General features: G+C 59.8%; 22 protein-coding genes, 1 tRNA gene and 1 pseudogene. 7 read left to right on the forward strand and 17 right to left on the reverse strand.

The features are described from left to right. Positions 1 to 2 precede the first annotated feature (2 nt). Together ACOQFT_RS06380 and ACOQFT_RS06385 are read left to right on the forward strand one after the other, a co-directional pair. Positions 3 to 770 carry a heme ABC transporter ATP-binding protein gene (locus ACOQFT_RS06380; RefSeq protein WP_421597120.1) on the forward strand — a complete coding sequence of 256 codons (768 nt, stop codon included), beginning with the start codon at positions 3 to 5 and terminating at the stop codon, positions 768 to 770. A gap of 649 nt (positions 771 to 1,419) precedes the next feature. Beyond that, positions 1,420 to 1,755 (forward strand): annotated as a pseudogene (locus ACOQFT_RS06385) (ribonucleotide-diphosphate reductase subunit beta); the annotation flags it as partial. A gap of 84 nt (positions 1,756 to 1,839) precedes the next feature. On the opposite strand, the gene ACOQFT_RS06390 reads toward ACOQFT_RS06385, so the two are convergent. Then, entirely contained in the window at positions 1,840 to 2,070 is a 231-nt protein-coding gene (locus tag ACOQFT_RS06390; protein ID WP_421597121.1) for a hypothetical protein, read from the reverse strand. Between the two features lie 663 nt (positions 2,071 to 2,733). On the opposite strand from ACOQFT_RS06390, the gene ACOQFT_RS06395 reads away from it, so the two are divergent. Further along, positions 2,734 to 3,732: a LacI family DNA-binding transcriptional regulator gene (locus tag ACOQFT_RS06395; RefSeq protein ID WP_421597122.1), complete on the forward strand. Its 999-nt coding sequence runs from the start codon at positions 2,734 to 2,736 to the stop codon at positions 3,730 to 3,732. Here ACOQFT_RS06395 and ACOQFT_RS06400 read toward each other — a convergent pair whose 3' ends face one another. Both ACOQFT_RS06400 and ACOQFT_RS06405 read right to left on the reverse strand, forming a co-directional pair. Further along, positions 3,733 to 4,866, reverse strand: a complete 1,134-nt coding sequence (locus ACOQFT_RS06400; RefSeq protein ID WP_421597123.1) for a Gfo/Idh/MocA family protein — start codon at positions 4,864 to 4,866, stop codon at positions 3,733 to 3,735. 36 nt (positions 4,867 to 4,902) lie between these two features. Continuing rightward, complete coding sequence (locus ACOQFT_RS06405) at positions 4,903 to 6,006, reverse strand: Gfo/Idh/MocA family protein (RefSeq protein WP_421597124.1); 1,104 nt, start codon at positions 6,004 to 6,006, stop codon at positions 4,903 to 4,905. A gap of 113 nt (positions 6,007 to 6,119) precedes the next feature. On the opposite strand from ACOQFT_RS06405, the gene iolC reads away from it, so the two are divergent. From iolC to ACOQFT_RS06420, 3 genes are read left to right on the forward strand one after another with little or no spacing between them, the layout of a single operon-like run. Beyond that, positions 6,120 to 7,100 carry a 5-dehydro-2-deoxygluconokinase gene (gene iolC / locus ACOQFT_RS06410; protein WP_421597125.1) on the forward strand — a complete coding sequence of 327 codons (981 nt, stop codon included), beginning with the start codon at positions 6,120 to 6,122 and terminating at the stop codon, positions 7,098 to 7,100. A gap of 9 nt (positions 7,101 to 7,109) precedes the next feature. After that, a complete protein-coding gene (locus ACOQFT_RS06415; protein ID WP_421597126.1) occupies positions 7,110 to 7,946 on the forward strand; it encodes a 5-deoxy-glucuronate isomerase in 837 nt (278 codons plus the stop codon). Beyond that, the gene (locus ACOQFT_RS06420; RefSeq protein WP_421597127.1) at positions 7,943 to 8,782 is read left to right on the forward strand and encodes a class II fructose-bisphosphate aldolase; all 840 of its coding nucleotides are present in this window, start codon (positions 7,943 to 7,945) and stop codon (positions 8,780 to 8,782) included. The genes ACOQFT_RS06415 and ACOQFT_RS06420 overlap by 4 nt, the downstream gene beginning before the upstream one ends. A 4-nt stretch (positions 8,783 to 8,786) precedes the next feature. Here ACOQFT_RS06420 and ACOQFT_RS06425 read toward each other — a convergent pair whose 3' ends face one another. From ACOQFT_RS06425 to ACOQFT_RS06485, 13 genes are all read right to left on the reverse strand, one after another. Further along, a complete protein-coding gene (locus ACOQFT_RS06425) occupies positions 8,787 to 9,566 on the reverse strand; it encodes a TIM barrel protein (RefSeq protein WP_421597128.1) in 780 nt (259 codons plus the stop codon). Between the two features lie 24 nt (positions 9,567 to 9,590). Beyond that, the gene (locus tag ACOQFT_RS06430) at positions 9,591 to 10,349 is read right to left on the reverse strand and encodes an SDR family NAD(P)-dependent oxidoreductase (protein ID WP_421597129.1); all 759 of its coding nucleotides are present in this window, start codon (positions 10,347 to 10,349) and stop codon (positions 9,591 to 9,593) included. Beyond that, on the reverse strand, positions 10,346 to 11,152 hold the full coding sequence (gene iolB / locus ACOQFT_RS06435; protein WP_421597130.1) for a 5-deoxy-glucuronate isomerase: 807 nt from the start codon (positions 11,150 to 11,152) through the stop codon (positions 10,346 to 10,348). Before iolB ends, ACOQFT_RS06430 begins: the two co-directional genes overlap by 4 nt. A 46-nt stretch (positions 11,153 to 11,198) precedes the next feature. Then, the gene (locus ACOQFT_RS06440; protein ID WP_421597131.1) at positions 11,199 to 12,380 is read right to left on the reverse strand and encodes a phytanoyl-CoA dioxygenase family protein; all 1,182 of its coding nucleotides are present in this window, start codon (positions 12,378 to 12,380) and stop codon (positions 11,199 to 11,201) included. Between the two features lie 50 nt (positions 12,381 to 12,430). Continuing rightward, on the reverse strand, positions 12,431 to 13,330 hold the full coding sequence (gene iolE, locus ACOQFT_RS06445) for a myo-inosose-2 dehydratase (RefSeq protein ID WP_421597132.1): 900 nt from the start codon (positions 13,328 to 13,330) through the stop codon (positions 12,431 to 12,433). Further along, positions 13,327 to 15,159, reverse strand: a complete 1,833-nt coding sequence (gene iolD / locus ACOQFT_RS06450; RefSeq protein ID WP_421597133.1) for a 3D-(3,5/4)-trihydroxycyclohexane-1,2-dione acylhydrolase (decyclizing) — start codon at positions 15,157 to 15,159, stop codon at positions 13,327 to 13,329. Before iolD ends, iolE begins: the two co-directional genes overlap by 4 nt. 88 nt (positions 15,160 to 15,247) lie before the next feature. After that, positions 15,248 to 16,066, reverse strand: coding sequence for an ATP-binding cassette domain-containing protein (locus tag ACOQFT_RS06455; RefSeq protein WP_421597134.1), 819 nt, complete (start codon positions 16,064 to 16,066; stop codon positions 15,248 to 15,250). Between the two features lies 1 nt (position 16,067). Next, positions 16,068 to 17,174, reverse strand: coding sequence for an ABC transporter permease (locus ACOQFT_RS06460; RefSeq protein ID WP_421597135.1), 1,107 nt, complete (start codon positions 17,172 to 17,174; stop codon positions 16,068 to 16,070). Between the two features lie 66 nt (positions 17,175 to 17,240). Next, positions 17,241 to 18,161, reverse strand: a complete 921-nt coding sequence (locus ACOQFT_RS06465) for a sugar ABC transporter substrate-binding protein (RefSeq protein WP_421597136.1) — start codon at positions 18,159 to 18,161, stop codon at positions 17,241 to 17,243. A 122-nt stretch (positions 18,162 to 18,283) separates the two neighbouring features. After that, entirely contained in the window at positions 18,284 to 19,297 is a 1,014-nt protein-coding gene (iolG, locus tag ACOQFT_RS06470) for an inositol 2-dehydrogenase (protein ID WP_421597137.1), read from the reverse strand. 130 nt (positions 19,298 to 19,427) lie between these two features. Then, positions 19,428 to 19,504: transfer RNA gene (locus ACOQFT_RS06475), tRNA-Arg, on the reverse strand. Positions 19,505 to 19,525: 21 nt separating this feature from the next. Continuing rightward, the gene (locus tag ACOQFT_RS06480) at positions 19,526 to 20,002 is read right to left on the reverse strand and encodes a GNAT family N-acetyltransferase (RefSeq protein ID WP_421597138.1); all 477 of its coding nucleotides are present in this window, start codon (positions 20,000 to 20,002) and stop codon (positions 19,526 to 19,528) included. Between the two features lies 1 nt (position 20,003). After that, positions 20,004 to 20,315 carry an ETC complex I subunit gene (locus tag ACOQFT_RS06485; RefSeq protein ID WP_421597139.1) on the reverse strand — a complete coding sequence of 104 codons (312 nt, stop codon included), beginning with the start codon at positions 20,313 to 20,315 and terminating at the stop codon, positions 20,004 to 20,006. 153 nt (positions 20,316 to 20,468) lie between these two features. Between ACOQFT_RS06485 and uvrB the strand changes: the two genes are divergently transcribed. Then, positions 20,469 to 22,661: an excinuclease ABC subunit UvrB gene (gene uvrB, locus ACOQFT_RS06490; protein WP_421597140.1), complete on the forward strand. Its 2,193-nt coding sequence runs from the start codon at positions 20,469 to 20,471 to the stop codon at positions 22,659 to 22,661. A gap of 1 nt (position 22,662) precedes the next feature. Here the strand turns inward: uvrB and ACOQFT_RS06495 are convergent, their stop codons facing one another. Next, positions 22,663 to 23,220 carry a lysozyme gene (locus tag ACOQFT_RS06495; RefSeq protein WP_421597141.1) on the reverse strand — a complete coding sequence of 186 codons (558 nt, stop codon included), beginning with the start codon at positions 23,218 to 23,220 and terminating at the stop codon, positions 22,663 to 22,665. Between the last annotated feature and the right edge of the window lie 3 nt (positions 23,221 to 23,223).

Genomic DNA, 23,223 nt, shown 5'->3' on the forward strand with positions numbered 1-23,223 from the left:
CCATGCTGCACGTCTCAGACCTTTCTCTGAAATATGGGCATCGGGTCATCCTTCGGAACATCTCGTTTTCCGCGGCTGCCGGACAGGTAACGGCTTTGGTCGGACCATCCGGTGCAGGCAAATCCAGCCTGATGGCGGCCCTGACCGGCGATCTTGCCTTTGGCGGCACAGCCACCCTGAATGGGAAAAACATCGCCCGAGCCTCGGCGGTTGAATTGTCCGAGATTCGTGCAGTGTTGCCGCAATCCACACCAATGAGCTTTCCGTTCACGGTGCTTGAAGTCGTGCGCATGGGCAGAATGCGACGTACAGAAAACGATCGGGCTGCTACGGACGCACTGACCCGCGTTGGGTTACGCGGATTTGAAGGCAGGTTTTACCAGGAATTATCAGGAGGCGAACAACAACGCGTCCAACTTGCCCGTGTGCTGGTCCAAGCATGCGAGCCAATTGTATCAAACGAAGCGAGATGGTTGTTTCTGGATGAACCGGTGTCAAGCTTGGATATCGGGCATCAGCTACAAGTGATGCGGCTCCTAAGAGAATTCGCTGCCGCTGGTGGTGGGGTGGTGATGGTCATGCACGACCTGAATCTGACTGCCATGTGCGCCGACAATGTTCTGCTGTTGTCAGACGGAGAGATTTTGCATCAAGGCAAACCACAGGACAGTTTGAGCAACGAGATGTTAAGCCAAGCTTACGGTTGCCGTATCGTTGTCAACTGCACACCCGATACAGGGGTTTACCTCCTGCCGCAGGTCGCGGGCTGACAGGTCTACCTCTGTAAATTGTCTGACGTCGGCACACATGGGACAGTTTAGGTTGATTTAATACGAGAGGGTTTCTGGCACATCGTAACCACCAAGGAATGGATCAATGTACACCGCCCGCGCAAGGTGGTTTTCTCGATAGCATCAACGGCATTGGATGCGTGAATCTATCCGACCTTTGATCGAAGCACTTTTGGTTCCTGGCTTCGATGGGATCCGCTGGTTTCAGTGCCTTCCAAGAAGACCGGCCTTTTGTGGCCACCACTCCTTACAGGCTGTTGAACAGGCGGTCCCTGCAGTCACACCATCGTCATATCACCACGCATTCCGGGAATGCTAAGCTTCCGGACTGCCCGTTACACTGTTTTGTAGCTTTCTCCACATCTCAACACCACCCAGGCAATGCGTGCGGTCTTGTTGGCGATTGTCACGAGCGTTTTGTTGTGACCTGCGCGTGCCACCAGGTCCTGTGCCCATCTCGCACGTCGGTCATCATGATTGGCGATCCTGATCTAAACAGACCGCGTACCGTGGATGAGCTGGCGACGCCGGTATCGGTTGCCTCGTTTGCCTATGCCACCCAGCCGAGATTTGCCTCACGTCGTATATCGAACCAGAAAGCGGTGCAGACACGCCTTGCACCGATTATGAGAAGCGGTCAGAGACGGAACAGCAGGAGCTGAAGAACTATGCCCTTGGCCTGATGTTCGAACTGTTTGGCATCGATAATCAATATACCGAGAAGCTATATGGCGAGATTGGCCTGACCGAAGACGCCAAGGTTTTTCTGCACTACAACGCCAGCATGGCGTTGCAGAACCTTGGCTTCGAGGTCCTGCTCCCACCGAAAGGTTACAAGGTGAACCCTGCGATTCTGGCCGCGCTCAGCCCCGATAGCGAATACCATGATTTCTTCTCGGGATCACACTCGCCCTATGCCATCGGCAAGGCGGTCGAAACCGAGGACGAAGACTGGGAATTCTAAAACAGACAACCCTGCCGGAAATCCGGTGCCTCACAATAGCCCAACCGCAGACGTTCGATTTCGCGCATTAAATCACTGGCACACTTATCGAGAAACCTGGCGCAGTGCTGCAAGCGGCGGCAAAGGCGGAAACAGCGGGGCTTCGGTAACCGATCCTGTTCCGTCGATGTTGGTGCCCTTTAAATGAATTAGCTCATGGCGCTCCAGGGCCTGGAGCAGCTCATTGGTCATATCCAGAAGGCAACCGACAAGCTCGGGTGCTTTTGTGTCGCCACTAAGCTCATCGGCCATCGACTTCAGCAGGAAAAACACCATACCTTTGTCGCTAAAATCATGACTATCTCCGGAGGTGCTTTTTTGAGGTTGATCGTGGGAAAAGTCAGTTGACCAGCACCTGTTATTTCGCCAAGGCGGTTGGGTCCGGCGCCCATATAGGATCCAATTCAACAGTGGGTTTTGTGGCGAAACACTTAGCGATTTGCTTCTCTATAGCGCTGCGGCTGTCGACTTACGTCTTTTTGCAAACCGCAATGTCAAAACGGTGGCTTGGGATCTATTTGCAGAACGTTTCTCAGACAGCGTTCGAAGATCGCCCATCTTCTGGAACGGACAAAGATGACAGTTTGATCTTCGCGCGGGAAACTCCTACGCACAGGAGATCGGGATCGTGATAAAATGTCGTTCCCAGACCCCGATTAAGGAACGGTTGGATGCCCAGGCTTACGTTTGATCATTTGGGCGGATCTAAAGTCGGTTACACGGTTACAAAGCACCAAATAAACCATTGGCTTGCAACACTTTGCCAGGAGCTCGAGTCTCTCATCACCCACCATTCCCCTATCAGATCGCGCAAATGTCACGGACCCGGCGTAATTTGGACCCGATGCTTGCAACCGATTGCAAGTTTTGACCGTTGACGCGTAGTATTTCCACCATGAATTCGCTTGCCAGCCTTTCCCCTATCCGCGGGCGCCAGTCATGAGCGTCACCCTGAAAGACGTCGCTGCCCTGGCGGGCGTGTCCCGCTCGGCCGTTTCACGCACCTTTACCGAGGGCGCCTCGGTATCCGCCAAGACCCGCAGCAAGGTTGAAAAGGCCGCAAAGGAGCTGGGCTACAGCCCCAATGCGCTGGCCTCGTCACTGACCACCGGGCGGACCAAGCTGATCGGACTGATTTCGAACAACTTTCACAACCCGATTTTCCTTGAGGTGTTCGACCAGTTCACCCGCGCCCTGCAGGAACGCGGGCTGCGACCGTTGATCGTCAACCTGACGGACGAAACCGAACCGGCCAATTCGGTGCGGATGCTGCGGCAATATTCGGTGGATGCCGCCATCGTCGCCTCATCGACGCTGCCGCCCAGCTTTGCCAAGGCATTTCATGACGCGGGCGTGCCGGTGGTGCATACCTTCGGGCGCTCAGCCACCTCACCCGAGGTGCACGTCGTGGGGATCGACAATGTCGAATGCGGGCGCATGGCGGCGCGCGAACTGCTGGCGCGCGGCTATCGGCGCTTGGGGTATCTGGGCGGGCCGCAGGACGCGACCTCGGCCATGGACCGGTACCGCGGTTTCATGGAAGAGGCCGAAAGGCACCCCGATCTTGAGGTCACGCATTCTTTCGCCGGAGCCTATTCCTTTGACGCCGGGCGCACCGAGATGCTGCGTCTGCTGGCGGGCACCCCGGCCGAAGGTTATTTCTGCGGTGACGATATTCTGTCGATCGGCGCGTTGTCGGCCCTGCGTGATCACGGGCTGAAGCCGGGCACGGATATCGGCATTATCGGCCTGAACGATATGGAGATGTCGCGGTGGGAAAGTATCGATCTGACCACCATTCACCAGCCGATCAAGCAGATCATCACCTCATCCGTCGATCTGATCGAGGAAATGCTGAAAGACCCCAAACGCTATCCCGAAGCCCGGATTTTCCCCTGCCGGGTGATCGAGCGGGGCACGCTGCGGCCCCGCCCCTGATCAACGGAACATCGGCGGGCGCGCGTCTTTCCAGGCGCCATCTTCCTTGCCCGACGCCACGGCCGCGTGCACGGCAGCAATCGAGCGGACCCCGTCGGACGCGTCGGGCAAACCGTCGCGGGCCTCGCCCCGGATCGCATCGGCTAGGTCGCAATAGATGTTCGCGACGGCCAGCGGAAACCCTTCGGGATGCGCAATGGCCACACGGGACAGGCGCTGCACCTCGTCATGCAGACCGCCCTCGCCCTTTTCGATGATCTGAGTGCGGCCGCCAACGGGAGTGTAGATCAGTTGGTTGGGTTGTTCCGAAGCCCAGCGCAGACCACCGGTTTCGCCAAACACCTGAATGTCGAACCCGTGCTGCCGCCCGATGGCCACGGATGAGGTCCACAGGCGACCCACCGTGCCGCCCTCCATCCGGAAATTGATCATGGCGTCATCTTCCAGTTCACGGCTGGTTATGGTCGAGGCCATGTCGGCGGACAGGGTCTTCACCTCATCATCACAGATGAAGCTGGCCATGTGCAGCGCGTGGATACCGCAATCGGCGAATTGACCCGAAACCCCCGCCATCGCCGGATCATAGCGCCAGCGCACGCGTGGGTTGTCGGCGTCGGTGGCGTCGCCATGGTGGCCGTGGCTGAAATTGGTGACGACAAGACGCACCTTGCCAATGTCACCGGCCCGCACCATCGCACGCGCCTGCCGCACCATCGGATAGGCGGAGTAGCAGTAGTTCACCGCGCAAATCTTGCCCGAGGCCTCGGCGACGCGGACGATCTCTTCGCCCTCTTCCACGGTCATGGTCATCGGCTTTTCGCAAAGCACGTTGAACCCCGCCTCGAGAAACGCCTTGGCGATCTCGAAATGGGTCGAGTTTGGCGTGGCAATCGTCACCAAATCGATCCGGTCGGCGCGGTCTTTTTCACCGGCCAGCATCTCTTGCCAGTCGCCATAGGCGCGGTCGGCGGCGACGCCCAGCCGCTGCGCGTAGTCCCGGCCCGCATCAGGGCGGTGATCCAGCGCGCCGGCGGTGAATTCGAACATGCCGTCCGCCTGCGCCCCCAGACGGTGTGCGGGCCCGATCTGGCTGCCTTCGCCACCACCGATCATGCCCCATTTCAGCTTTGCCATGGTCTTTGTCTCTCTTACGTGTTTTGCCGTTTGCGATCAGAAATCGCGGATGTTTTGCCATTGCCGCTGCCGGGATGACGCCAGCGCCGCAGCGACGACAAGGTTGACCTCGTGCCCGTCTTGGAAGGTAGGCCAAATCGGCTGCCCGGTATGGATCGCCTGCAGGAAATCCTTGGCCTCGATGATGATCTGGTCCTGGTAACCGGTGCCGTGCCCCGGACCCTGACAAAAGGGTTCGTAGTCCGGATGCGCCGGGCCGGTCAGAATCTTGGTGAAACCCCGCTGCGCCTCGGGGCCTTCGCGGCGATAGAACCACAGGGCGTTCTGGTCCTCCTGATCGAAACGCAGCGCGCCTTTGGTGCCCGAAACCTCATAGGCGTAGCCCATCTTGCGGCCCGTCGCGACGCGGCTGACATGGATGTTGCCCATGGCGCCGTTTTCGAAGCGGCACATGATCTGCGCTTGATCGTCATTGTCCACGGTACCGCCAGGGCGGGTGTGGTGGACGGTTTCAACCTCGGCCATGACCTCGGCAATTGGCCCCATCAGCGCCAGCGCGCCGTTGATCATATGCGGTGCCAGATCGCCCATCGTGCCGTTGGCCATGCCGGTCGTGCGCCAGGTGGCCGGGGCATCGGGGTCGGCATAGAAATCTTCGGTATGCTCGCCCCGGAACCAGGTGATATCGCCCAATTCCCCTTCGGCGATCAGGTTGCGCGCATATTGCGTTGCGGGGGTGCGGGCATAGTTGAAGCCGACCATGTTGGTGACACCAGCCGCCTCGGCAGCGGCTACCATCGCCGCCCCATCCGCCATCGACGCGCCCAGCGGCTTTTCGCACAGCACCGGCTTGCCCAAGGCAAAGGCCGCTTCGGCGATCTGGCGATGGGTGGTCTGGGGTGAAGCGATGACGATGGCCTCGACCGCCGGGTCGTTGACCAACACCCGCCAATCCTCGGTCGCGCGGCGGAACCCGTACGCCAATCGATACCGTTCGGCGCTTGCGGGGCTTGAGGCGCAGATCACCTCAAGACGCGGGCGCAGCGCCGTGTTGAACACTGCCCCCACGGCCGACATGGCGACCGAATGGGCCTTGCCCATATAGCCGCCGCCTACGATTCCAATTCCGATTTCTGGCATCTGTCACGGCTCCGAACATATCATTTGCAACCGGTTGCAAAATGAGTATCGTGTGAATCGATTCAACGCAAGGTCCAAACTTTGCCGACCCCAGCTTGCCGGAGGAGTATGACGTGAGCGCTTTGATAGACGGTATCAAAGGAAACCGGTTCGCCGTGTTGGGGCGTGCGGGCATGGACATGTTCGCCGATCCCATTGGTGTCAAAAGCGAAGATGCTGACACGTTCCACGCCGATCTGGGCGGATCGTCGGCCAATATCTGTGCAGGTTTGGTCAAGCTGGGTAGTCAGGCTTCGCTGATCACCTCGGTCTCGGACGATGCAATCGGACGGTTCTGCCTGAATCGCCTGCGCCACTATGGCGTCGACACGTCCAATATCCGGGTTGTCGGCGGCGAATACCGCATGTCGCTGGCCGTTTATGAAAGCCGGATCGATAACTTCCAGAACGTCATCTATCGCAACGGGGCTGTCGATTTCCAGGTCACCGAAGAGGACATGGATAAGGTCGACTATTCCGCCTTCTCCGCCGTGATCTCGGCCGGCACTGTCTTTGCCGCCGAACCGTCGCGCAGCGCCACCTTCCGCGCCTTCGACAACGCCCGCGCAGCCGGGCTGCCGGTGATCTTTGACATCGATTACCGCCCCTATAGCTGGCCCTCACCCGAGGTGGCCGCCGACGTCCTGTCGCACGCGGGGGAAGCCAGTGACCTGATCGTCGGCAATGACGAAGAGTTCGGCTTCATGGCCGGTGGCATCGAAAAAGGCTTTGGCAAGGCCAAGGAGCTGTCCGAAAAGCCGGGCCGGATCGTCATTTACAAGATGGGCGAACAGGGCGCGGTGACGCTGGTGGACGGTCAGGAGATCCGCACGGGCATCTACCCGGTCACCGCGGTCAAACCCAACGGTGCGGGCGACAGTTTCATGGCCGGCCTGCTGGCGTCAATCGCGGCGGGGCATTCGCTGAAAGACGCGGTCATGCGCGGGTCAGCCTGTGCCTCGATCGTTGTGTCGCAACCTGGCTGCGCTCAGGCGATGCCGACGACGCGGCAGCTGGACACGTTCCTTGCCGATCATCCCGGCCCGACCACATAGGAGGCTCTCATGCATATCGCGCCCTATGAAAACCAGAACAAACCCATCGTCGATGCCGACGACCCGACGGTGCCGCTGAACTATTTCAACATCGTCAAACTGCGTCGCGGCGAGGCATTCGAGTATCAGGTACCGGGTTATGAGACCTGCATCGTTCCGGCCACCGGCAGCGTCGATATTGACGTCGAGGGTGTGCAATTCGTCAAGCTGGGCAATCGCGGCGAAGACGTCTGGGATGGCGAGCCCGAGGGCGTTTACGTCCCGGTCGGCGCCAAGGCGCAGATAGTTTGCGTCTCGGACGAGGCCGAGGTATTCATCGCGGGCGCCAAGTACGACAAGGTGCTGGAACCCTTTGACGTCCGCCAGCATGACCTTGTTCAATATGGCAGCGACGACACCAAAACCCACCGCAAGATCAAACACATCCTGGGGCAGAAACAGCACGACAAGGTCGGCCGCCTGCTGGTGAGCGAGCTGTTCACGGTTGGTCAGGGTGGCTGGTCCGGCTTCCCCAGCCACAAGCACGACACCAACCGCCTGCCGGATGAGAGCCGCCACGACGAGACCTATAACTTCCGCTTCAAACCCAACTGGGGGTCGGGCCTGCAGATGTTGCAGCGCGAGGATAATGAGCCGGGCGATGCTTATCACATCGTCGACGGCTCAACGATCTGCATCGACAAGGGGTACCACCCCTGCTGCGTTTTGCCGGGATACGAGATGTACTATTTCACCATCCTCGGCGGTCTCAGCCAGCGCTCGCTGGTGCAGTATTTCCAACCGACCCATGCCTATCAGATCGAGACCATTCCGGGCATCAAAGACATGATCGCGAAGTTCAAATGACCCTCGTCACGCTGAAAGACGTCCTGACCCCCGCATATGAACAGGGCTACGCCGTTGGCGGGCTTGTCACATTGGGCTGGGAGGACATGCGCGCCTATGTGGCCGCGGCCGAGGCCGAAAACGCCCCCGTGATCCTGCAGGCCGGCCCCAGCTGCCGCGAACACACGCCGTTGCCCGTTCTGGGCAAGATGTTCCGCCATCTGGCCGAGAATGCCTCGGTCCCCGTGGTCGCCCATCTGGACCACGGCTATACGTTTGAAGACTGTAAAATCGCGCTCGACAGCGGTTTCACTTCGTTGATGTTCGACGGCTCACGCAAGCCGCTGCAGCAGAACATCGACGAGACCGCCGCAATTGCCGAGATGGCCCACGCGGCCGGGATATCCTGCGAGGGTGAGATCGGTTTTGTCGGCTATTCCGGTGGCGAGGGTTCAAACGGCACCGATCCGGCCGAGGCCGCGCAATTCGCGCGGGACAGCGGTGTGGACGCTATGGCAATTTCGGTTGGCAACGTTCATCTGCAACAGAACAAGGAAGGGGGTCTGGACGAAGACCGCATCCGCCAGATCGACGCCATGACCGAGGTGCCATTGGTGATCCACGGTGGATCCGGCGTGCCGATCGAGCAACGCAAGCGCCTTGCCCGCGAGACCTCAATCTGCAAGTTCAACATCGGGACTGAACTGCGCATGGCCTTCGGCGCCGCTCTCCGCGAGGCCGTGAACCGAGACCCCGAAAGGTTCGACCGCGTCACCATCCTGAAAGAAACCCACGACCCGGTCGAAGCCGCCGCGCGCGCAGTTATTCGTGCCTTTGGCGCGCCGCCGCAACGATAGGCTTTCAGAGAGTAAATGCGCTCTGGAAGGCTTCAAGCGCTTCTTCCGGATCGCCAGCCGCAAAGGCCTCCATCCCGACCGGTCCACGATAGCCCATATCATTCAACGCCCGCGCTACGGCGACATAATTCACTTCACCGCTCCCGGGTTCACATCGGCCCGGGTTATCGGCAACTTGGACTTCTCCGATCCAGGGCAAGCACTTCTCGCACCATCGGATCAGATCACCCTCGCCGATTTGCGTGTGGTAGAGGTCGAGGTTGATACGCAATTGAGGGCGATCAATTGCTGAGACCAGCGCCAGCACATCCGCTGTTGAACCGAAAGGACATCCGGGGTGATCCAATAGGTTCAGGTTTTCCAGCGTGAACACCACGCTCTCTTCTTCGGCCAGATCGCAGATGCGGTTTAATGTGTCCTGCGCCTTTAACCACATGTTTCCGGTGACGGTGTCGTGCTGCCAGATCGGTATTCCACCATCGCCTAATCCCGTTCCGTGCAAGTTCAAACGATCCACACCCAAACGTTTGCCGATCTGTACTGTTTCGCGCGCAGATTTCAGCAACATGTCTGCGCCGTGATCATCCGCCAAACGACCTTCGAGATAGCCGTTCATGATCGTGAAATTCGCGCCGACGCGGTCGAGTTTATCGAGATCCCACTCAGGCCAGTTCCACAGTCCCACACCCAACCCCATTTCAGTCAAGCGTTCGACGCGCCAGTGCATTGGCTTATCCAGCCAAAGCATTTCGGCGCAAGCCGCCAGTTGAAACGGTTGAGACATATCAGGCCTCCTGAGTTTTGATATTCAGATCGAACCGCCCTCGACCATGAAATTCCCCGCGCTGCACATGGCGGCATCGTCCGAGGCCAGAAACACCACCATTCGCGCCACGTAGACCGGATCAATCGGATCGGGCAGGCATTGGCGGTCGACCTGCTTGGCCAGCGCCTCGGGCGTGACCCAGAGGTCTTTCTGGCGCTCGGTCATGATCCAGCCGGGCACCACCGTGTTCACGCGGATGCGGTGATCGCCCAATTCGCGCGCCATGGTGCGGGTAAGGCCATGCACGGCGGACTTGGCGGTGGCATAGGCCGGAAAGCCCGCGCCAGCCTCCCACCACGAGTTTGAGCCGAGGTTGACGATGGCCCCACCGCCCCGTTCGATCATCGCGGGCGCGACGGATTGGATGGCAAAGAACATGTGTCGGATATTGGTCGCCATACGTTCGTCCCAATAGTCCGGTGTCACTTCGCGCCAGTCGTGCCGGTCGTCATGGGCCGCGTTGTTGACCAGAACATGTGCGGCGCCCAGTTCCTCCGATAGCTGGTCCAATGCCACGCGCAGTTCTTCGATATCGCGCAGGTCGCATTGGGCAAAGGCATGTTCGCCATCCAGGTCCGCCAGCAATGCGTGCCCGGCGTCGGCGTTGATATCCAGAAACCCGACCCTGGCCCCTTGGGCCGCAAAAGCGCGGGCCGTTTCCGCACCGATACCTCCCGCCCCGCCGGTGATGAAGACGGTCTTGCCGTTCAGGCTGGGATAGATGGCAAAGTCCCCGGTCATCCGTCACGCTCCATGATCCACGCGACCTCTGGGGCGGCAACAAAGCGCCATTTCCGCAAAGGCCCGGCCATGACGTTCAGGTAATACATCTCAAACCCGTAGGGTGCGCCGCAAGGATGATGTCCGCGCGGAACAGTCACAACATCGCCATCGGATACGGCCATCGTCTCATCCAGCTGGCCGTCATCGGTATAGACCCGCTGGATACCGAACCCGTTGGCCGGGTTGAGGCGATGATAATAGGTTTCCTCCAGATAGGTGATCCGGGGGTAGTCATCCTCGTCATGGCGGTGGCTGGGATAGGACGACCAGTGCCCGTTCGGCGTGAACACCTCGGTCACCAGCAGGCTGTCGGCGTAATCCTCGTTCTCCATCGCGATATTGTTGATGTAGCGGGTATTCACGCCCTTGCCGCGCTCGGTGAGGGTGATGCCGTCAGGGCCGATGCGCCGCGCCTGATGCCCGCCTTTGCCGGGGGCCGAGCAGATTGCGATGACGCAGTCGGTTTCGGCAACGGCCTCCCACTCGGTTCCGTTCGGCAGGTACAGGCAATGCGGCGGCGTCTTTTCGAACACATTCATCCGGTCGCCCAGAATTCCCCAATCCTGCCCGGCCCCGGTGATCTGCGCCTTGCCTTCGACCATGACCAGAATAACCTCGCGGTCGCCTGTGGCCTCGGCGGCTTTGTCGCCCGCGCGCAGGTGGTAGAGGCCAAAGCCGACATACCGCCACCCGGCGCTGGCCGGAGTGATGTCGTGGACCTTGCCGCGCGTTCCGAACGGTTTTTTCAGCAGGTCTGCCATGGTGTCGTCTCCTTGATGGGGGCTAATGGCGCACCCCTTTGTTTGTTCAAGCAGCTTGCCTTACCTGTAGCGCCGAGAGCGCATCAGCAAGTTGTGCCCCGGTCCAGCCTTCCGAGACCGCCCGACGCAGGAAATCGGCCTGACTTTCTGGCGCATTGCCCCCGACCGGAGGGTCAGTATCGAGATTGGTTGGAAAAGGATAACCCTCGGCCGTGGCTGCAATTGCCGCATCCAGTTCTGACTGGGTCAGGTCGCCGCGCTGTTTCAGCGCAATCAGGTGGGGGAGCACGCTCTGCGACATGGCACGGCGATCCACTGCTTCCATTGCACGCCCGAAGGCCGACGAGATTTGCAGCAGATTCGCCATCCGGTCGATATCGGCGCTGCGGTTTTCGCCCGCAGCGTGGAACAGCGCCGGGTTGAAGAATACGGCATCACCCTTGGACAGCGGCAGCTGGATGTAGGCGCCCTCGAAATGGTCCCGATGCGCGTCGTCGTGAAAGGCCAGATACCCCGGCAGATAAAGCTGCGAAAAAGGCAACAGCTTGGTCGCCCCGCTCTCAACCGGTATATCGCAATGGGCAACTGCCCCCTGCAGGGTCAATGCGGCGGTTAGGTGATGGGCATGGGCGGGATACCGGGCGGCGCTGTCGGCGCATTGGAATCCAAGATGATAGTCCCTGTGCGCCTGTTGGGCCTTACCCCCCGGACGCACCTGATTGACCTGCGCGGTCATCTGATAGTTGGGTCCCAGCCACGCCTCGCAGGCGGCTGCAATCGCTGTGTTCCCGAAATACAGCGCAAAGCCTTCGGGGTCGCGCAGGCACTGCTTTTGCAGTGCATTCCAAATCCGGTCATTCGCACCCGAGGAAGCAAAGTGATCGCCCTCCCCCGCACCGCTTTGACGTTCTTCGTCAATGATCTGCCGGAACACCTCGGTGGCCCGGTCGATCACCGAAGTATCCGAATAGGCCCCTTTCAGGGCAATCACCCCAGCGGACTTGCTCAAAACCCAGCCCCATTCCGCCAGCAAGGCCTGACGCTTGTCCGCCTGCTCAAGCACCGAGCGCAGAGCTTGCATGTCATAGATCGGAACATTCTTTTCAACTGACACGGCATGGGGCACCGCATCGGCTAAAAGGTTCTGAGAGGTCAACACCTTGAATTCATCCAGATCGCAGGATTCACGGTCGAAATAGCCGACATATCCAAGGTCTTGATGCACCATGATGTTCTCCTTTCTCATGGTTTCTTGGCGTTGCGCCTTTGCGCGGTGCGTTACGCTGTGATCTCCAATCCTGATCGTCCGCAGACATCGACGATATGGTCGTAACCCATCTTGGAGTATTCGTAGGGCGGTGCCTTGGCCGGGTCCTGTTCAGCCTCGACCACGATCCAGCCCTCGTAATCCATGGCCTTGAGCGCATTTGCGACCGCCTGAAAATCGATGCAACCATCGCTGGGCACGGTAAAGGCGCCAGCGATCACCGCATCAAGGAAACTGCGATTGTTTTCGCGCGTGTGCTGCACGATAGCCGGGCGGATATCCTTGAAATGCACGTGATGTACCCGGTCACCCCAGCGGTTCAGGGTCGCCATCACGTCACCTCCACCGAACAGCAGGTGGCCGGTGTCGAAACACAGCTGCACCTCGGGGCCCGACCCCTCCATCAGCCAGTTCACGTCATCCTCGCTTTCGATGATCGTGCCCATGTGGTGGTGGTAGGCCATCGGCATACCCTGATCGGTCATCCATTTCGCCAGTTCGGTGAGCTTGGCCGCGTAAGCCAGAACCTCATCCTTCGACAGCTTGGGGCGATCGTTGACCGGCGTGCCGATCTGGCCCTGCACGGTGTTGGAGCATTCGGCATAGACGATGCAGGGGCTGTTCAGCGCCGCGAACTGTTCGACCTGCTCGCGCACGGCCTCACGCTCGGTCGCAAAGTCGTTGACCAGCGTATTGCCCGAGCACCAGCCGCCACAGAGCGCGATATCGTTGCCGTCCAGATAAGCGCGCAGACCTTCGGTATCGCTGGGCATCCGCTGGCCGCGTTCGACGCCGGTATAGCCGATCTCGCGCGCCTCTTTCAGCGCCTGCTCCATGGAATAGGCCGCCGTCAGGTCCGGAAGGTCGTCATTCTGCCAGGCAATGGGCGAGATGCCGATTTTCACGCTCATTTGGTGTTTCTTTCCTTGAGTGCAACCTCATAGGCCGCGCGTTTTTCATTCACTTCGGGGCGGATGCTGACCTCGGGCACGGCCACTTCCCACCAGGTGCCGCCAAATTCGGTGGACGGATAGGGATCGGTATCGATGACTACGACGTACGGCCCCTTGATGTCGCCACGCTTGGCCAGAGCATCTTCAAGCTCGGCAATCGAGCTGACCTTGACCGAGGTTGCCCCCATCGCCGCCGCATGGGCTGCGAAGTCGATGGCCGAGGGCGTTTCGTGAACCGCGTGGTCCAGCAGGTTGTTGAACTCGGCCCCACCGGTGCCCATCTGCAGGCGGTTGATGCAGCCAAAGCCGCGGTTGTCGGTGATCACGACGGTGAAGGAAATCCCCATCATCGCCGCCGAGGCCATTTCCGAATTCGCCATCATATAGGTGCCGTCGCCGGTAAAGCAGATCACGTCGCGATCCGGCTGGGCCATCTTGATGCCCATGGCGCCCGCGATCTCATACCCCATGCAGCTGAATCCGTATTCCATGTGATAGGCTCCGGGGCGCGGCGCTTTCCACAGCTTATGCAGCTCACCGGGCATGGTGCCCGCCGCGCACATCACAACCGTATCGTCATGCGAGGCGCGCTGCACCGCGCCGATCACCTGCATGTCGGTGGGCAGCGCATTGCCATCGCCCGGTGCATCGGTCAGCGTGTCGACATTGCCGAACCAGTTGGCCTTCAGCGTGCCGGCCACCGGATCGGCGCGATATCCCTGCAGGGCAGTCCCCAGCTCCTCAAGACCAACGCGGGCATCGGCTTGCAGCGGCATGGCGCCGTGTTTCTCGGCGTCATAGGCGGCGGTGTTCAGGCTGATCATCTCACGCTCGGGGTTCGAGAACAGACCCCATGAGCCGGTGGTGAAATCCTGAAAGCGCGTACCGACGCCCAGCACCAGATCGGCCTCGCCGCAGACGTCGTTGGCGGGTTCGCCGCCGGTGACGCCGATGGGACCAAGGTTCAGCGGATGATCCCAAGACAGCGCGGACTTTCCGGCCTGCGTCTCGGTTATGGGGATGTTGTGCGTTTCGACAAAGCTCTGCAGCGCATCGGTTGCGCCCGAATAATGCACCCCGCCCCCGGCGACGATGACCGGACGCTTGGCCGCCTTGATCGCGGCCACCGCGCGGGCCAGCTCGCCCTCATCCGGGCGGATACGGCGCTGATACCAGACGCGCGGTTCAAAGAAGCTTTCGGGATAGTCATAGGCCTCGGCCTGCACGTCCTGACAGAAGGCCAGCGTCACCGGTCCGCAATCTGCCGGATCGGTCATCGTGCGGAAGGCGCGCGGCAAGGCAGTCAGCAGGTGTTCGGGCCGGGAAATGCGGTCAAAGTACCGGCTGACCGGCTTGAAGCAATCATTTGCGCTGAGCGTGCCATCGCCGAAAGTCTCGATCTGCTGCAACACCGGGTCGGGACCGCGGGTCGCAAACACATCACCTGGCAGGAACAGAACCGGCAGGCGGTTCACATGCGCCAGCGCCGCCGCCGTGACCATATTTGTGGCCCCCGGACCGATGGAAGACGTTACGGCCATGGTCCGCGTGCGGCGCATCTGCTTGGAATAGGCAATCGCACAATGCGCCATAGTCTGTTCATTGTGACCGCGATAGGTGGGCAGGCTGTCTTTGACGGCGTGCAGCGCCTCACCCAGCCCGGCCACGTTGCCATGGCCGAAAATAGCCCAAACCCCTGCGATGAAAGGCTCTCCGGCCTCGTTCATCTGCGCGCCCAGATAGCGCACCAAAGCTTGCGCTGCGGTCAGTCGGACTGTTTTGCCCATTGTGATGCCTTTCAACACAAGGCCGTTTTGGCCAAATTCGCAATTTCGTTAGGTTGGGTCACCCGGACCCGAGAAAGGGAGAACGGTGTTAAACCGTTCCACCCAGCGAGCCTTCCAGCTCGGCCATTTCCTGACCGCCGGCCATAAGGTCCTGCAGTTCCTCGGGCGTGATCTCACCGCGTTTCGCCGTACCCAGAGTTTTGCCCCGGTTCAGTACGGTAAACCGATCGCCCACCGCCAGTGCATGGCGCACGTTGTGGCTGATGAAGACAACGCCCACGCCCTGGCTGCGCACTCGGTCAATGGTCGCCAGAACATTCGACGTTTGGCGCACGCCCAAAGCCGAGGTTGGTTCGTCCAGGATCAGAATTTTGGCCCCGAAATAAACCGCGCGCGCAATCGCAACGGTCTGCCGTTCGCCACCGGAAAGCGTGCCGACGGCCTGATCCGGCCCCCGCAGGTTGATGCCCATCTTGCGCATCTCTTCCATGCAGACGTCGTTGGCGGTGTCCACGTCAAAGCGTTTCAGCAACCCTTTCCCCTTGGTCGGCTCGCGTCCCATAAAAAAGTTGCGCGTCACGCTCATCAGCGGGATCATCGCAAGATCTTGGAAAACGGTCGCAATCCCCGCCTCCATCGCATCGCGCGGGGTGTCGAAATGCAGCGGCTTGCCTTCAAAATAGATCTCGCCCTTGGTGGGTTTGTGCACCCCGGACATAGTCTTGATGAAGGTCGACTTGCCCGCACCGTTGTCACCCAGCAAGCAGTGGCATTCCCCCGGTTTAACGTCAAAGCTGACACCCGCCAAAGCGATGATGTTGCCAAAGTGCTTTTCGATGTCTTTCATTTCAACGATAGGTGCCGAATCGGTCGCATCGCCGTGGTGGAACTTGGTATCTTCGGTCATATCAGCGCTCCCCGGTTACGCGTTTACGGATCGCGTTGTTGAACAGAACGGCGATCAGCAGCATGGCGCCCAGAAAGACCTGGAACCAGTCCTGATCAAAGTCGGTATAGGTCAGGCCGATGACAACCATGCCAAAGATGATCGAGCCGAAGAACGCCCCGATAGCCGATCCATAGCCACCAGTCAGCAGACAGCCCCCGATCACGGCTGCGATGATCGCCTCGAATTCCTTCTGGAAGCCGCGGCGCGCATCGGTCGAACCCGCGTCCATCACGGTGATGATTGCCACCAGCGCGGCGCAGCAGGCCGTCAGCATGAACAGGGAAACCTTGACGCGGTTCACCGGAACACCCGAGTTGGACGCCGCAGTCTTGTCGCCGCCGGACGCGAAAATCCAGTTCCCCGCCGGGGTGCGCAGCAGCACATAGGTCGCAGCCAGAGCCATCACGATGAACCAAAGGATTTCGACCGGGATACCCGGCACTTTGGGCGCACCGCTTTTGAACGTATCGATCACGCCCTTCTCGGCCAGCCAGGCGAACAGGCTGGCAAAGGCCTCGCCTGAGAAAAACGGGGCCAGCCAGTCATTTTCGGTTGCGTCACGCACACCGCGCAGCTGGGTCGACCCTCCGGTGGCCATTTTCAGCCCGACCAGAGACAGCCCCCGCAGAATGAACAGAAAGGCCAGCGTCACGATAAAGGACGGCAGGCCCGAGCGGATCACGATATTGCCGTTGATCGCGCCGACCATGGCCGCAAAAACAAATGTCATCGGGATCGCGGCAATCAGCGGCAGTTGCCAGGTCACCACACAGACGCCGAAGAACAGGCCGGAAAAGGCGACCATCGAACCAATCGACAGGTCAAACTCTCCGCCAATCATCAGCAACGCCGCGCCAATGGCCAGGATACCTAACTGGGCCGCAGGCGTCATGAAGTTCATCACCCCCGCCAGGGTGAACATCGAGCTGTCCGCGGTAATCGCGAAGAAGATGAACACCAGAATGACACCGGCCATGGCGCCAAGCTCGGGGCGTTTCATTAATTTGGTCAGAAACGGTTCGCTCTTGACCCTTTCGTCGGCTGCGACGGGCGCTGACTGGCTCATGTTCTTCTCCCATTTAGATGGAAACGGCGCGCAGGGCGCCGTTTCTTTTATCATTGTCCGGGGCGCTTAGCGGATACCCTGCGACGACAGTTCGATCACCTGACCGGCCTTGTCGGCAGTCACCAGGTTCGGACCCGAGGGAACATCGCCACCCGGCATCAGACCGTATTTGGCGTGCAGACCCATGAAGTTCACCGCCAGATAGCCCTGCAGGTATTGCTGCTGGTCGATGGCAAAGGCCGCATCACCGTCAACAACCGACTGCAGGAAATTGGCCGACAGGTCGAACGAGGCAACATTCACGTCCCGGCCCGAGGCTTTGACGGCTGCAACAGCAGGCTCACCGGCCGAGCTGGCACCCAGAGCCATAACAGTGTCGACGCTTTCATCGGCTGCCAATGCGGCGGCCACTTTCGATTCAATCTCGGACGGGTCGTTCGAGGTCGGCAGAACGGTGACGTTGCCGCCAAAGCCCTCGGCAAAGCCCTCGCAGCGCAGGTCCAGCGACACGTTGCCCACTTCGTGGTTCACACAGATCGCGTTGCTGCCGCCCATGGAGGCCAGCGCCTCGCCTGCGGCCTTGCCGGCGTCGTATTCATCCTGTCCGACATGCAGCAGAGCCCCCAGATCCTTGGCAACTTCGGCGCCCGAGTTGATCGAGATTACCGGGATACCAGCCGCAACCGCGCGTTCGATCGACGGGCCAAGCGCATCCGCATCGGGGATCGAAACGATCAGCCCGTCAGGCTCCTGATTGACGGCAGCGTCGATCAGCTGCGACATGGCCACCATGTCGAAAGTTTCGGGCGCGCGGTATTCCACGTTGACGCCGACATCCTTGCCCGCCTGTTCGACGCCGTTCTTGACGACGTTCCAGAACGCGTCGTTCGCCTGACCGTGCGACACAACCACGATTTCCTGCGCAAATGCAGGTGCGGCCAAGGCCAGAGCACCGGCAGCCAGCGCACCTTTAACGAACTTGTTCATTTGGTTTCCTCCCATAAAAACAGTCTGTCTTTTGCCGGGGCGTCAGCCCCAATCATTCGGATTGACCGAATCTCTTCCGCTCCGGGCTTTGGCGGAGCTGGCTCCAGTTTCCGGATATCAGCTCATTTTGCAACCGGTTTCAAAACGTCAGCCATTGCGACCGGTTGCCCGGTCTGCGCCGAACGGGTCGCGGCCTCGGCCATTGCCAGCGCGGCAACACCATCCTCCAGCGTCACCGGCATCGATGATCCAGCCAGCACGGCCTGAACAAACGCGTCCCATTCCGCGCGATAGGCGGGCATGTAGCGTTCCAGGAAAAAATAGGTCGGCTTGGCGCCGGTTACGCCATCGGCGGTGGATTTAACAACGGCGTTTTCCAGAACGTTGTGGGCTTGCAGCAACCCGCCAGAGCCCAGCATCTCGATCCGCTGGTCATAGCCGTAGACCGCCCGCCGCGAGTTCTTGATCACCACGATCTTGCCATCGGCATAAGTCATTGTGACCACAGCGGTATCCACATCCCCCGCACGCCCAATCTCGGGGTCGATGATCGAGGAGCCAACGGCAATAATCCGTTCAGGCAACTGGCCCATCAGGTAATTCGCCATGTCGAAATCATGGATCATCATGTCCCGGAACAGACCGCCGGAAACCTTGACATAGCTGATCGGCGGCGGGGCCGGGTCGAAAGAGGTGATCGACAGCATCTCGGTCGTACCGACCTCACCATTGTCGGCGGCCGATTTTAGGGTCGAAAAGCTGGGATCAAACCGGCGGTTGAACCCGACCATGACCGGCTGGCCGGTTTCCGCTGCGACCGTCTGACACGCCAGCGCGCGCTCAAGGCTGAGATCAACGGGTTTTTCGCACAGAACCGCCTTGCCGGCCTGCGTGGCGGCCTCGATCAGGTCAGAATGGGTATCCGTCGGCGTCGCGATCAGCACCGCATCGATAGACGGGTCGGCGATGATGTCGTGGGACTCGCGGACCGCTGCCCCCTGCTCTGCAGCAAGGCTTTCAGCCGCATCGGAAATCGCGTCGGAAACCGCGCAAAGCTGACTTTGAGGATGCGCGGCAATGGCCTGTGCATGTACCCGGCCAATGCGCCCGGCGCCAAGCAATCCGATTCTCAGCATACGGTTCTCCCGAATCTCCAATTTGCCGATACAATGTTTCTTTTTGCAACCGGTTGCAATATTTTTTTGAAGGCAACGATGCCACAACGCATAATCACGCAGAGTCGTGGGAGGCTGTGAAAAAGATGACTGGCGATCCCGGAAGGACTCGAACCCTCAACCTGCTGATTAGAAGTCAGCTGCTCTATCCAGTTGAGCTACGGGACCGCTGCGCCCTTCTTGCGGTTTTTACGGGCGGGGTTCAAGACCCAAGCGCATGAAGGCGCTGTTTGGGTCGGCTGCATATCCGTGGATCGGCCCGCAATAGGAATATCCCAGCGCCTCATAGAGTTTTCGGGCCGCGTCATATTCCGGCAGATGCGCTGCGCCGGTTTCCAGAACCAAGGCTGAAACCCCCTCGGATCGGGCCAGATCCGCCAGATGGATCATCATCTTGCGCGCCAGACCGCGCCCGCGCGCCTGCTCCAGAATATGCACCGATTTCACCTCGGCGCTGCCATCCGGCAAAGCCTTGAGCGCACCACACCCAATTGGCTGACCGGCTTCATACATGGCCCAGAACCGAATCCCGCGCCCGGCCAGCGCCTTGGCATCCATTGTGTGGTTGCTTTCCGCGGGGCCAGCGGTTTCGCTATGGGCAAAATGCGCCTCAACCACCGGGCGCAGCGCGTCCGAGGTCGGATCAGCCTCGCGGATGTCGATCAATTCAGTGGGTCCAGGGCGCGCGCCGGTCGGTGGCGAAATTCTCGCCATAGCCACGGGCGCGCAGGTTGGGCTTGCGCTTGTGCGGTTCGCTGACCAGAGCGTCGATCCCGTTGTCTTTGGCGTAATCCAGCGCCTCTTGCTTGGTGTCGAATTTCAGCCGCACCTGGGTCTGCGTGTCATTGGACGAGGTCCAGCCCATCAGCGGATCAACCTCGCGCGATGATGCGGGGGCATATTCCAGAACCCACTTGCGGGTCTTGGCCATCCCAGAAGTCATCGCATTCCTTGCAGGCTGGTAAATCCGTGCGCGCATGTCGCCTCTCCGTACTCGCTTGGCTGGGGGTGTTTATGCGCCATACGCGCGGCGCGGACAAGTCCGCAATTGTCGCAATTGCGAGTGTTGGAAATGCCCCCTTGAACAAGAACAAAAACAGACCAAAATCAGGCGCGAAAGGAATCTCCTCTGATGGCTTACGCTCATTCCGACAAGACCCAGCTGACCGCCGAAGACGTGCGCGCCCGCCTGAAACTGGAAGGCGGCAAGGCATTCGTGATGCATACCGACTTTAACCCGGCAGGCGACCAGCCAACAGCGATCAAGGAACTGGCCCGAGGCGTGTCGGACGGCGAGCGCGATCAGGTTCTGCTGGGTGCGACCGGGACGGGCAAGACCTTCACCATGGCCAAGGTGATCGAGGAAACCCAGCGCCCCGCCATCATTCTGGCCCCCAACAAGACGTTGGCGGCACAGCTATACGGAGAATTCAAAGGCTTCTTTCCCGAAAACTCGGTCGAGTATTTCGTATCCTACTACGACTATTACCAGCCCGAAGCCTATGTGCCGCGCAGCGACACCTATATCGAGAAAGAATCCCAGATCAACGAACAGATCGACCGGATGCGCCACTCGGCCACGCGGGCGCTGTTGGAGCGCGATGACGTGATTATCGTGGCCTCGGTCTCGTGCATCTATGGTATCGGCTCGGTCGAGACCTACGGGGCGATGACGCAAGATTTGAAGGTTGGCAGCGAATACGACCAGCGGCAGGTGATGGCCGATCTGGTCGCGCAGCAATACCGCCGCAACGATCAGGCGTTTCAGCGTGGGTCCTTCCGGGTACGGGGCGACAGTCTGGAAATCTGGCCTGCGCACCTTGAGGACCGCGCGTGGAAACTGTCCTTCTTCGGTGAGGAACTGGAGCAGATCACCGAATTCGACCCGCTGACCGGCGAACGCGCCGCCACGATGGAGCAGGTGCGCGTCTATGCGAACTCGCATTACGTGACGCCGAAACCAACGATGCAACAGGCGATCATCGGCATCAAAAAAGAACTGCGCATCCGGCTGGATCAACTGGTGGGTGAGGGCAAACTGCTGGAAGCCCAACGTCTGGAACAGCGCACCAATTTCGATCTGGAAATGCTTGAGGCGACCGGCGTCTGCAACGGGATCGAGAACTATTCGCGCTATCTGACCGGCCGCGCGCCGGGCGAGCCGCCGCCAACCCTGTTCGAATTCATCCCCGACAACGCCATCGTTTTTGCCGACGAATCCCACGTCAGCGTGCCGCAGATCGGCGGCATGTACCGGGGCGACTATCGCCGCAAGTTCACGCTGGCCGAACACGGGTTCCGCCTGCCCTCCTGCATGGACAACCGCCCCCTGAAGTTCGAGGAATGGGACGCCATGCGCCCGCAATCCGTCTTTGTCTCGGCCACCCCGGCCAAGTGGGAGATCGAACAGACCGGCGGCGTCTTCACCGAACAGGTAATCCGCCCCACCGGCCTGCTGGACCCCGAGGTCGAAATCCGCCCCGTCAGCATGCAAGTCGACGACCTGCTGGACGAGGTGCGCAAGGTCACCGCCAATGGCTATCGCACGCTGGTCACGACGCTGACAAAACGCATGGCTGAGGATCTGACCGAATATCTGCACGAACAGGGCATCAAGGTCCGCTACATGCACTCGGATATCGACACGCTGGAGCGCATCGAAATCCTGCGCGACCTGCGGCTGGGCGCTTTCGACGTGCTGATCGGCATCAATCTGCTGCGCGAGGGCCTCGACATCCCCGAATGCGGGCTGGTCGCCATTCTGGACGCGGATAAAGAGGGCTTTTTGCGCTCGGAAACCTCACTGATCCAGACCATCGGCCGCGCCGCGCGCAACGCGGAGGGCCGGGTGATCATGTATGCCGACAAGATCACCGGCAGCATGGAACGCGCACTGGAGGAAACCAACCGCCGCCGCGCCAAGCAGCTCGCCTATAACGAGGAACACGGCATCACCCCCGAGACGGTGAAAAAGAATGTCGAGGACGTTCTGGCCGGTCTCTACGAAGGCGATGTCGACATGAACCGCGTCACTGCCACCATCGACAAACCGATGCACGGCGCCAACCTCGAGGCGCATCTGGACGGGTTGCGCGACCAGATGCGCAAGGCCGCCGAAAACCTGGAATTCGAAGAGGCCGCCAACATCCGCGATGAGATCAAACGTCTGGAAGCGGTCGATCTGGCCATCGCCGACGACCCTATGGCGCGTCAATGGGCGGTCGAGAAAGCCTCGGAAGATGCGGTGAAATCACGCGGACGTTCAACGGCCGGCAGGCCGGGGCAGCGGGGTGGGAATGTGAAGCGGCGAAAGAAAGGTCACTGACTTAACCAAAGAGATCATCGAGTATGGCTTTCGTTGAAACGCTGGTGGCACTGGACCAGTCTGGCAAATACGATGGCTTTCGAACTTTATACTCGGTTCCCGTACCGTTATTGGACCAGACACCTTCGAAAAACAGTGCCTGCTCTTTCTTGCGCCGAGGGATTATTTCCTCTGGTTTCTTCCAGTTCATGATTGCTTTTTTTGCACCAGAAACGTCTCCGGCTTTCCATCTTTTGACCCAGGTCGCTTTTTTGATACCACCTGTATTGTAGTGAAATGATAATGCCGCCCCCAGCTGCGCTTCGGTCAGCGTGTGCCCGGCGAATGCTTGTTGCACGGCAGGCAAGTAGTTGTTCCGCACCACCCACTCAAACACCTCAAAACACCTTTTGAGTGATTGCGGGTTATCAACGTATCGTGGCCAAACTTTGTGACCCGAAGAGGAGGTAATACCAATACTCCAGGTCCAGACCCCGACAGAGTCCCGGTAGGCTTCTCTGACTATACCTTCGTGTGAAATGAGTTCTGCGGCGACATTTGGGGTAATCAAATTGGTCATAAC

Origin of the sequence: Ruegeria sp. MALMAid1280, from assembly GCF_049195285.1 — a bacterium.
Taxonomy (GTDB): domain Bacteria; phylum Pseudomonadota; class Alphaproteobacteria; order Rhodobacterales; family Rhodobacteraceae; genus Ruegeria.

Excerpts from the sequence above, each read along its gene's own strand:
- ACOQFT_RS06415 (WP_421597126.1), top strand. The coding sequence starts at position 7,110 with ATGCATATCGCGCCCTATGAAAACCAGAACAAACCCATCGTCGATGCC.
- iolB (WP_421597130.1), bottom strand. The coding sequence starts at position 11,152 with ATGGCAGACCTGCTGAAAAAACCGTTCGGAACGCGCGGCAAGGTCCAC.
- iolD (WP_421597133.1), bottom strand. The coding sequence starts at position 15,159 with ATGGGCAAAACAGTCCGACTGACCGCAGCGCAAGCTTTGGTGCGCTAT.
- ACOQFT_RS06405 (WP_421597124.1), bottom strand. The coding sequence starts at position 6,006 with ATGCCAGAAATCGGAATTGGAATCGTAGGCGGCGGCTATATGGGCAAG.
- ACOQFT_RS06485 (WP_421597139.1), bottom strand. The coding sequence starts at position 20,315 with ATGCGCGCACGGATTTACCAGCCTGCAAGGAATGCGATGACTTCTGGG.
- ACOQFT_RS06390 (WP_421597121.1), bottom strand. The coding sequence starts at position 2,070 with ATGGTGTTTTTCCTGCTGAAGTCGATGGCCGATGAGCTTAGTGGCGAC.
- ACOQFT_RS06495 (WP_421597141.1), bottom strand. The coding sequence starts at position 23,220 with ATGACCAATTTGATTACCCCAAATGTCGCCGCAGAACTCATTTCACAC.
- ACOQFT_RS06430 (WP_421597129.1), bottom strand. The coding sequence starts at position 10,349 with ATGACCGGGGACTTTGCCATCTATCCCAGCCTGAACGGCAAGACCGTC.
- ACOQFT_RS06425 (WP_421597128.1), bottom strand. The coding sequence starts at position 9,566 with ATGTCTCAACCGTTTCAACTGGCGGCTTGCGCCGAAATGCTTTGGCTG.
- uvrB (WP_421597140.1), top strand. The coding sequence starts at position 20,469 with ATGGCTTACGCTCATTCCGACAAGACCCAGCTGACCGCCGAAGACGTG.
- ACOQFT_RS06400 (WP_421597123.1), bottom strand. The coding sequence starts at position 4,866 with ATGGCAAAGCTGAAATGGGGCATGATCGGTGGTGGCGAAGGCAGCCAG.
- ACOQFT_RS06440 (WP_421597131.1), bottom strand. The coding sequence starts at position 12,380 with ATGGTGCATCAAGACCTTGGATATGTCGGCTATTTCGACCGTGAATCC.
- iolG (WP_421597137.1), bottom strand. The coding sequence starts at position 19,297 with ATGCTGAGAATCGGATTGCTTGGCGCCGGGCGCATTGGCCGGGTACAT.
- ACOQFT_RS06395 (WP_421597122.1), top strand. The coding sequence starts at position 2,734 with ATGAGCGTCACCCTGAAAGACGTCGCTGCCCTGGCGGGCGTGTCCCGC.
- ACOQFT_RS06420 (WP_421597127.1), top strand. The coding sequence starts at position 7,943 with ATGACCCTCGTCACGCTGAAAGACGTCCTGACCCCCGCATATGAACAG.
- ACOQFT_RS06460 (WP_421597135.1), bottom strand. The coding sequence starts at position 17,174 with ATGAGCCAGTCAGCGCCCGTCGCAGCCGACGAAAGGGTCAAGAGCGAA.
- ACOQFT_RS06455 (WP_421597134.1), bottom strand. The coding sequence starts at position 16,066 with ATGACCGAAGATACCAAGTTCCACCACGGCGATGCGACCGATTCGGCA.
- iolE (WP_421597132.1), bottom strand. The coding sequence starts at position 13,330 with ATGAGCGTGAAAATCGGCATCTCGCCCATTGCCTGGCAGAATGACGAC.
- ACOQFT_RS06465 (WP_421597136.1), bottom strand. The coding sequence starts at position 18,161 with ATGAACAAGTTCGTTAAAGGTGCGCTGGCTGCCGGTGCTCTGGCCTTG.
- ACOQFT_RS06380 (WP_421597120.1), top strand. The coding sequence starts at position 3 with ATGCTGCACGTCTCAGACCTTTCTCTGAAATATGGGCATCGGGTCATC.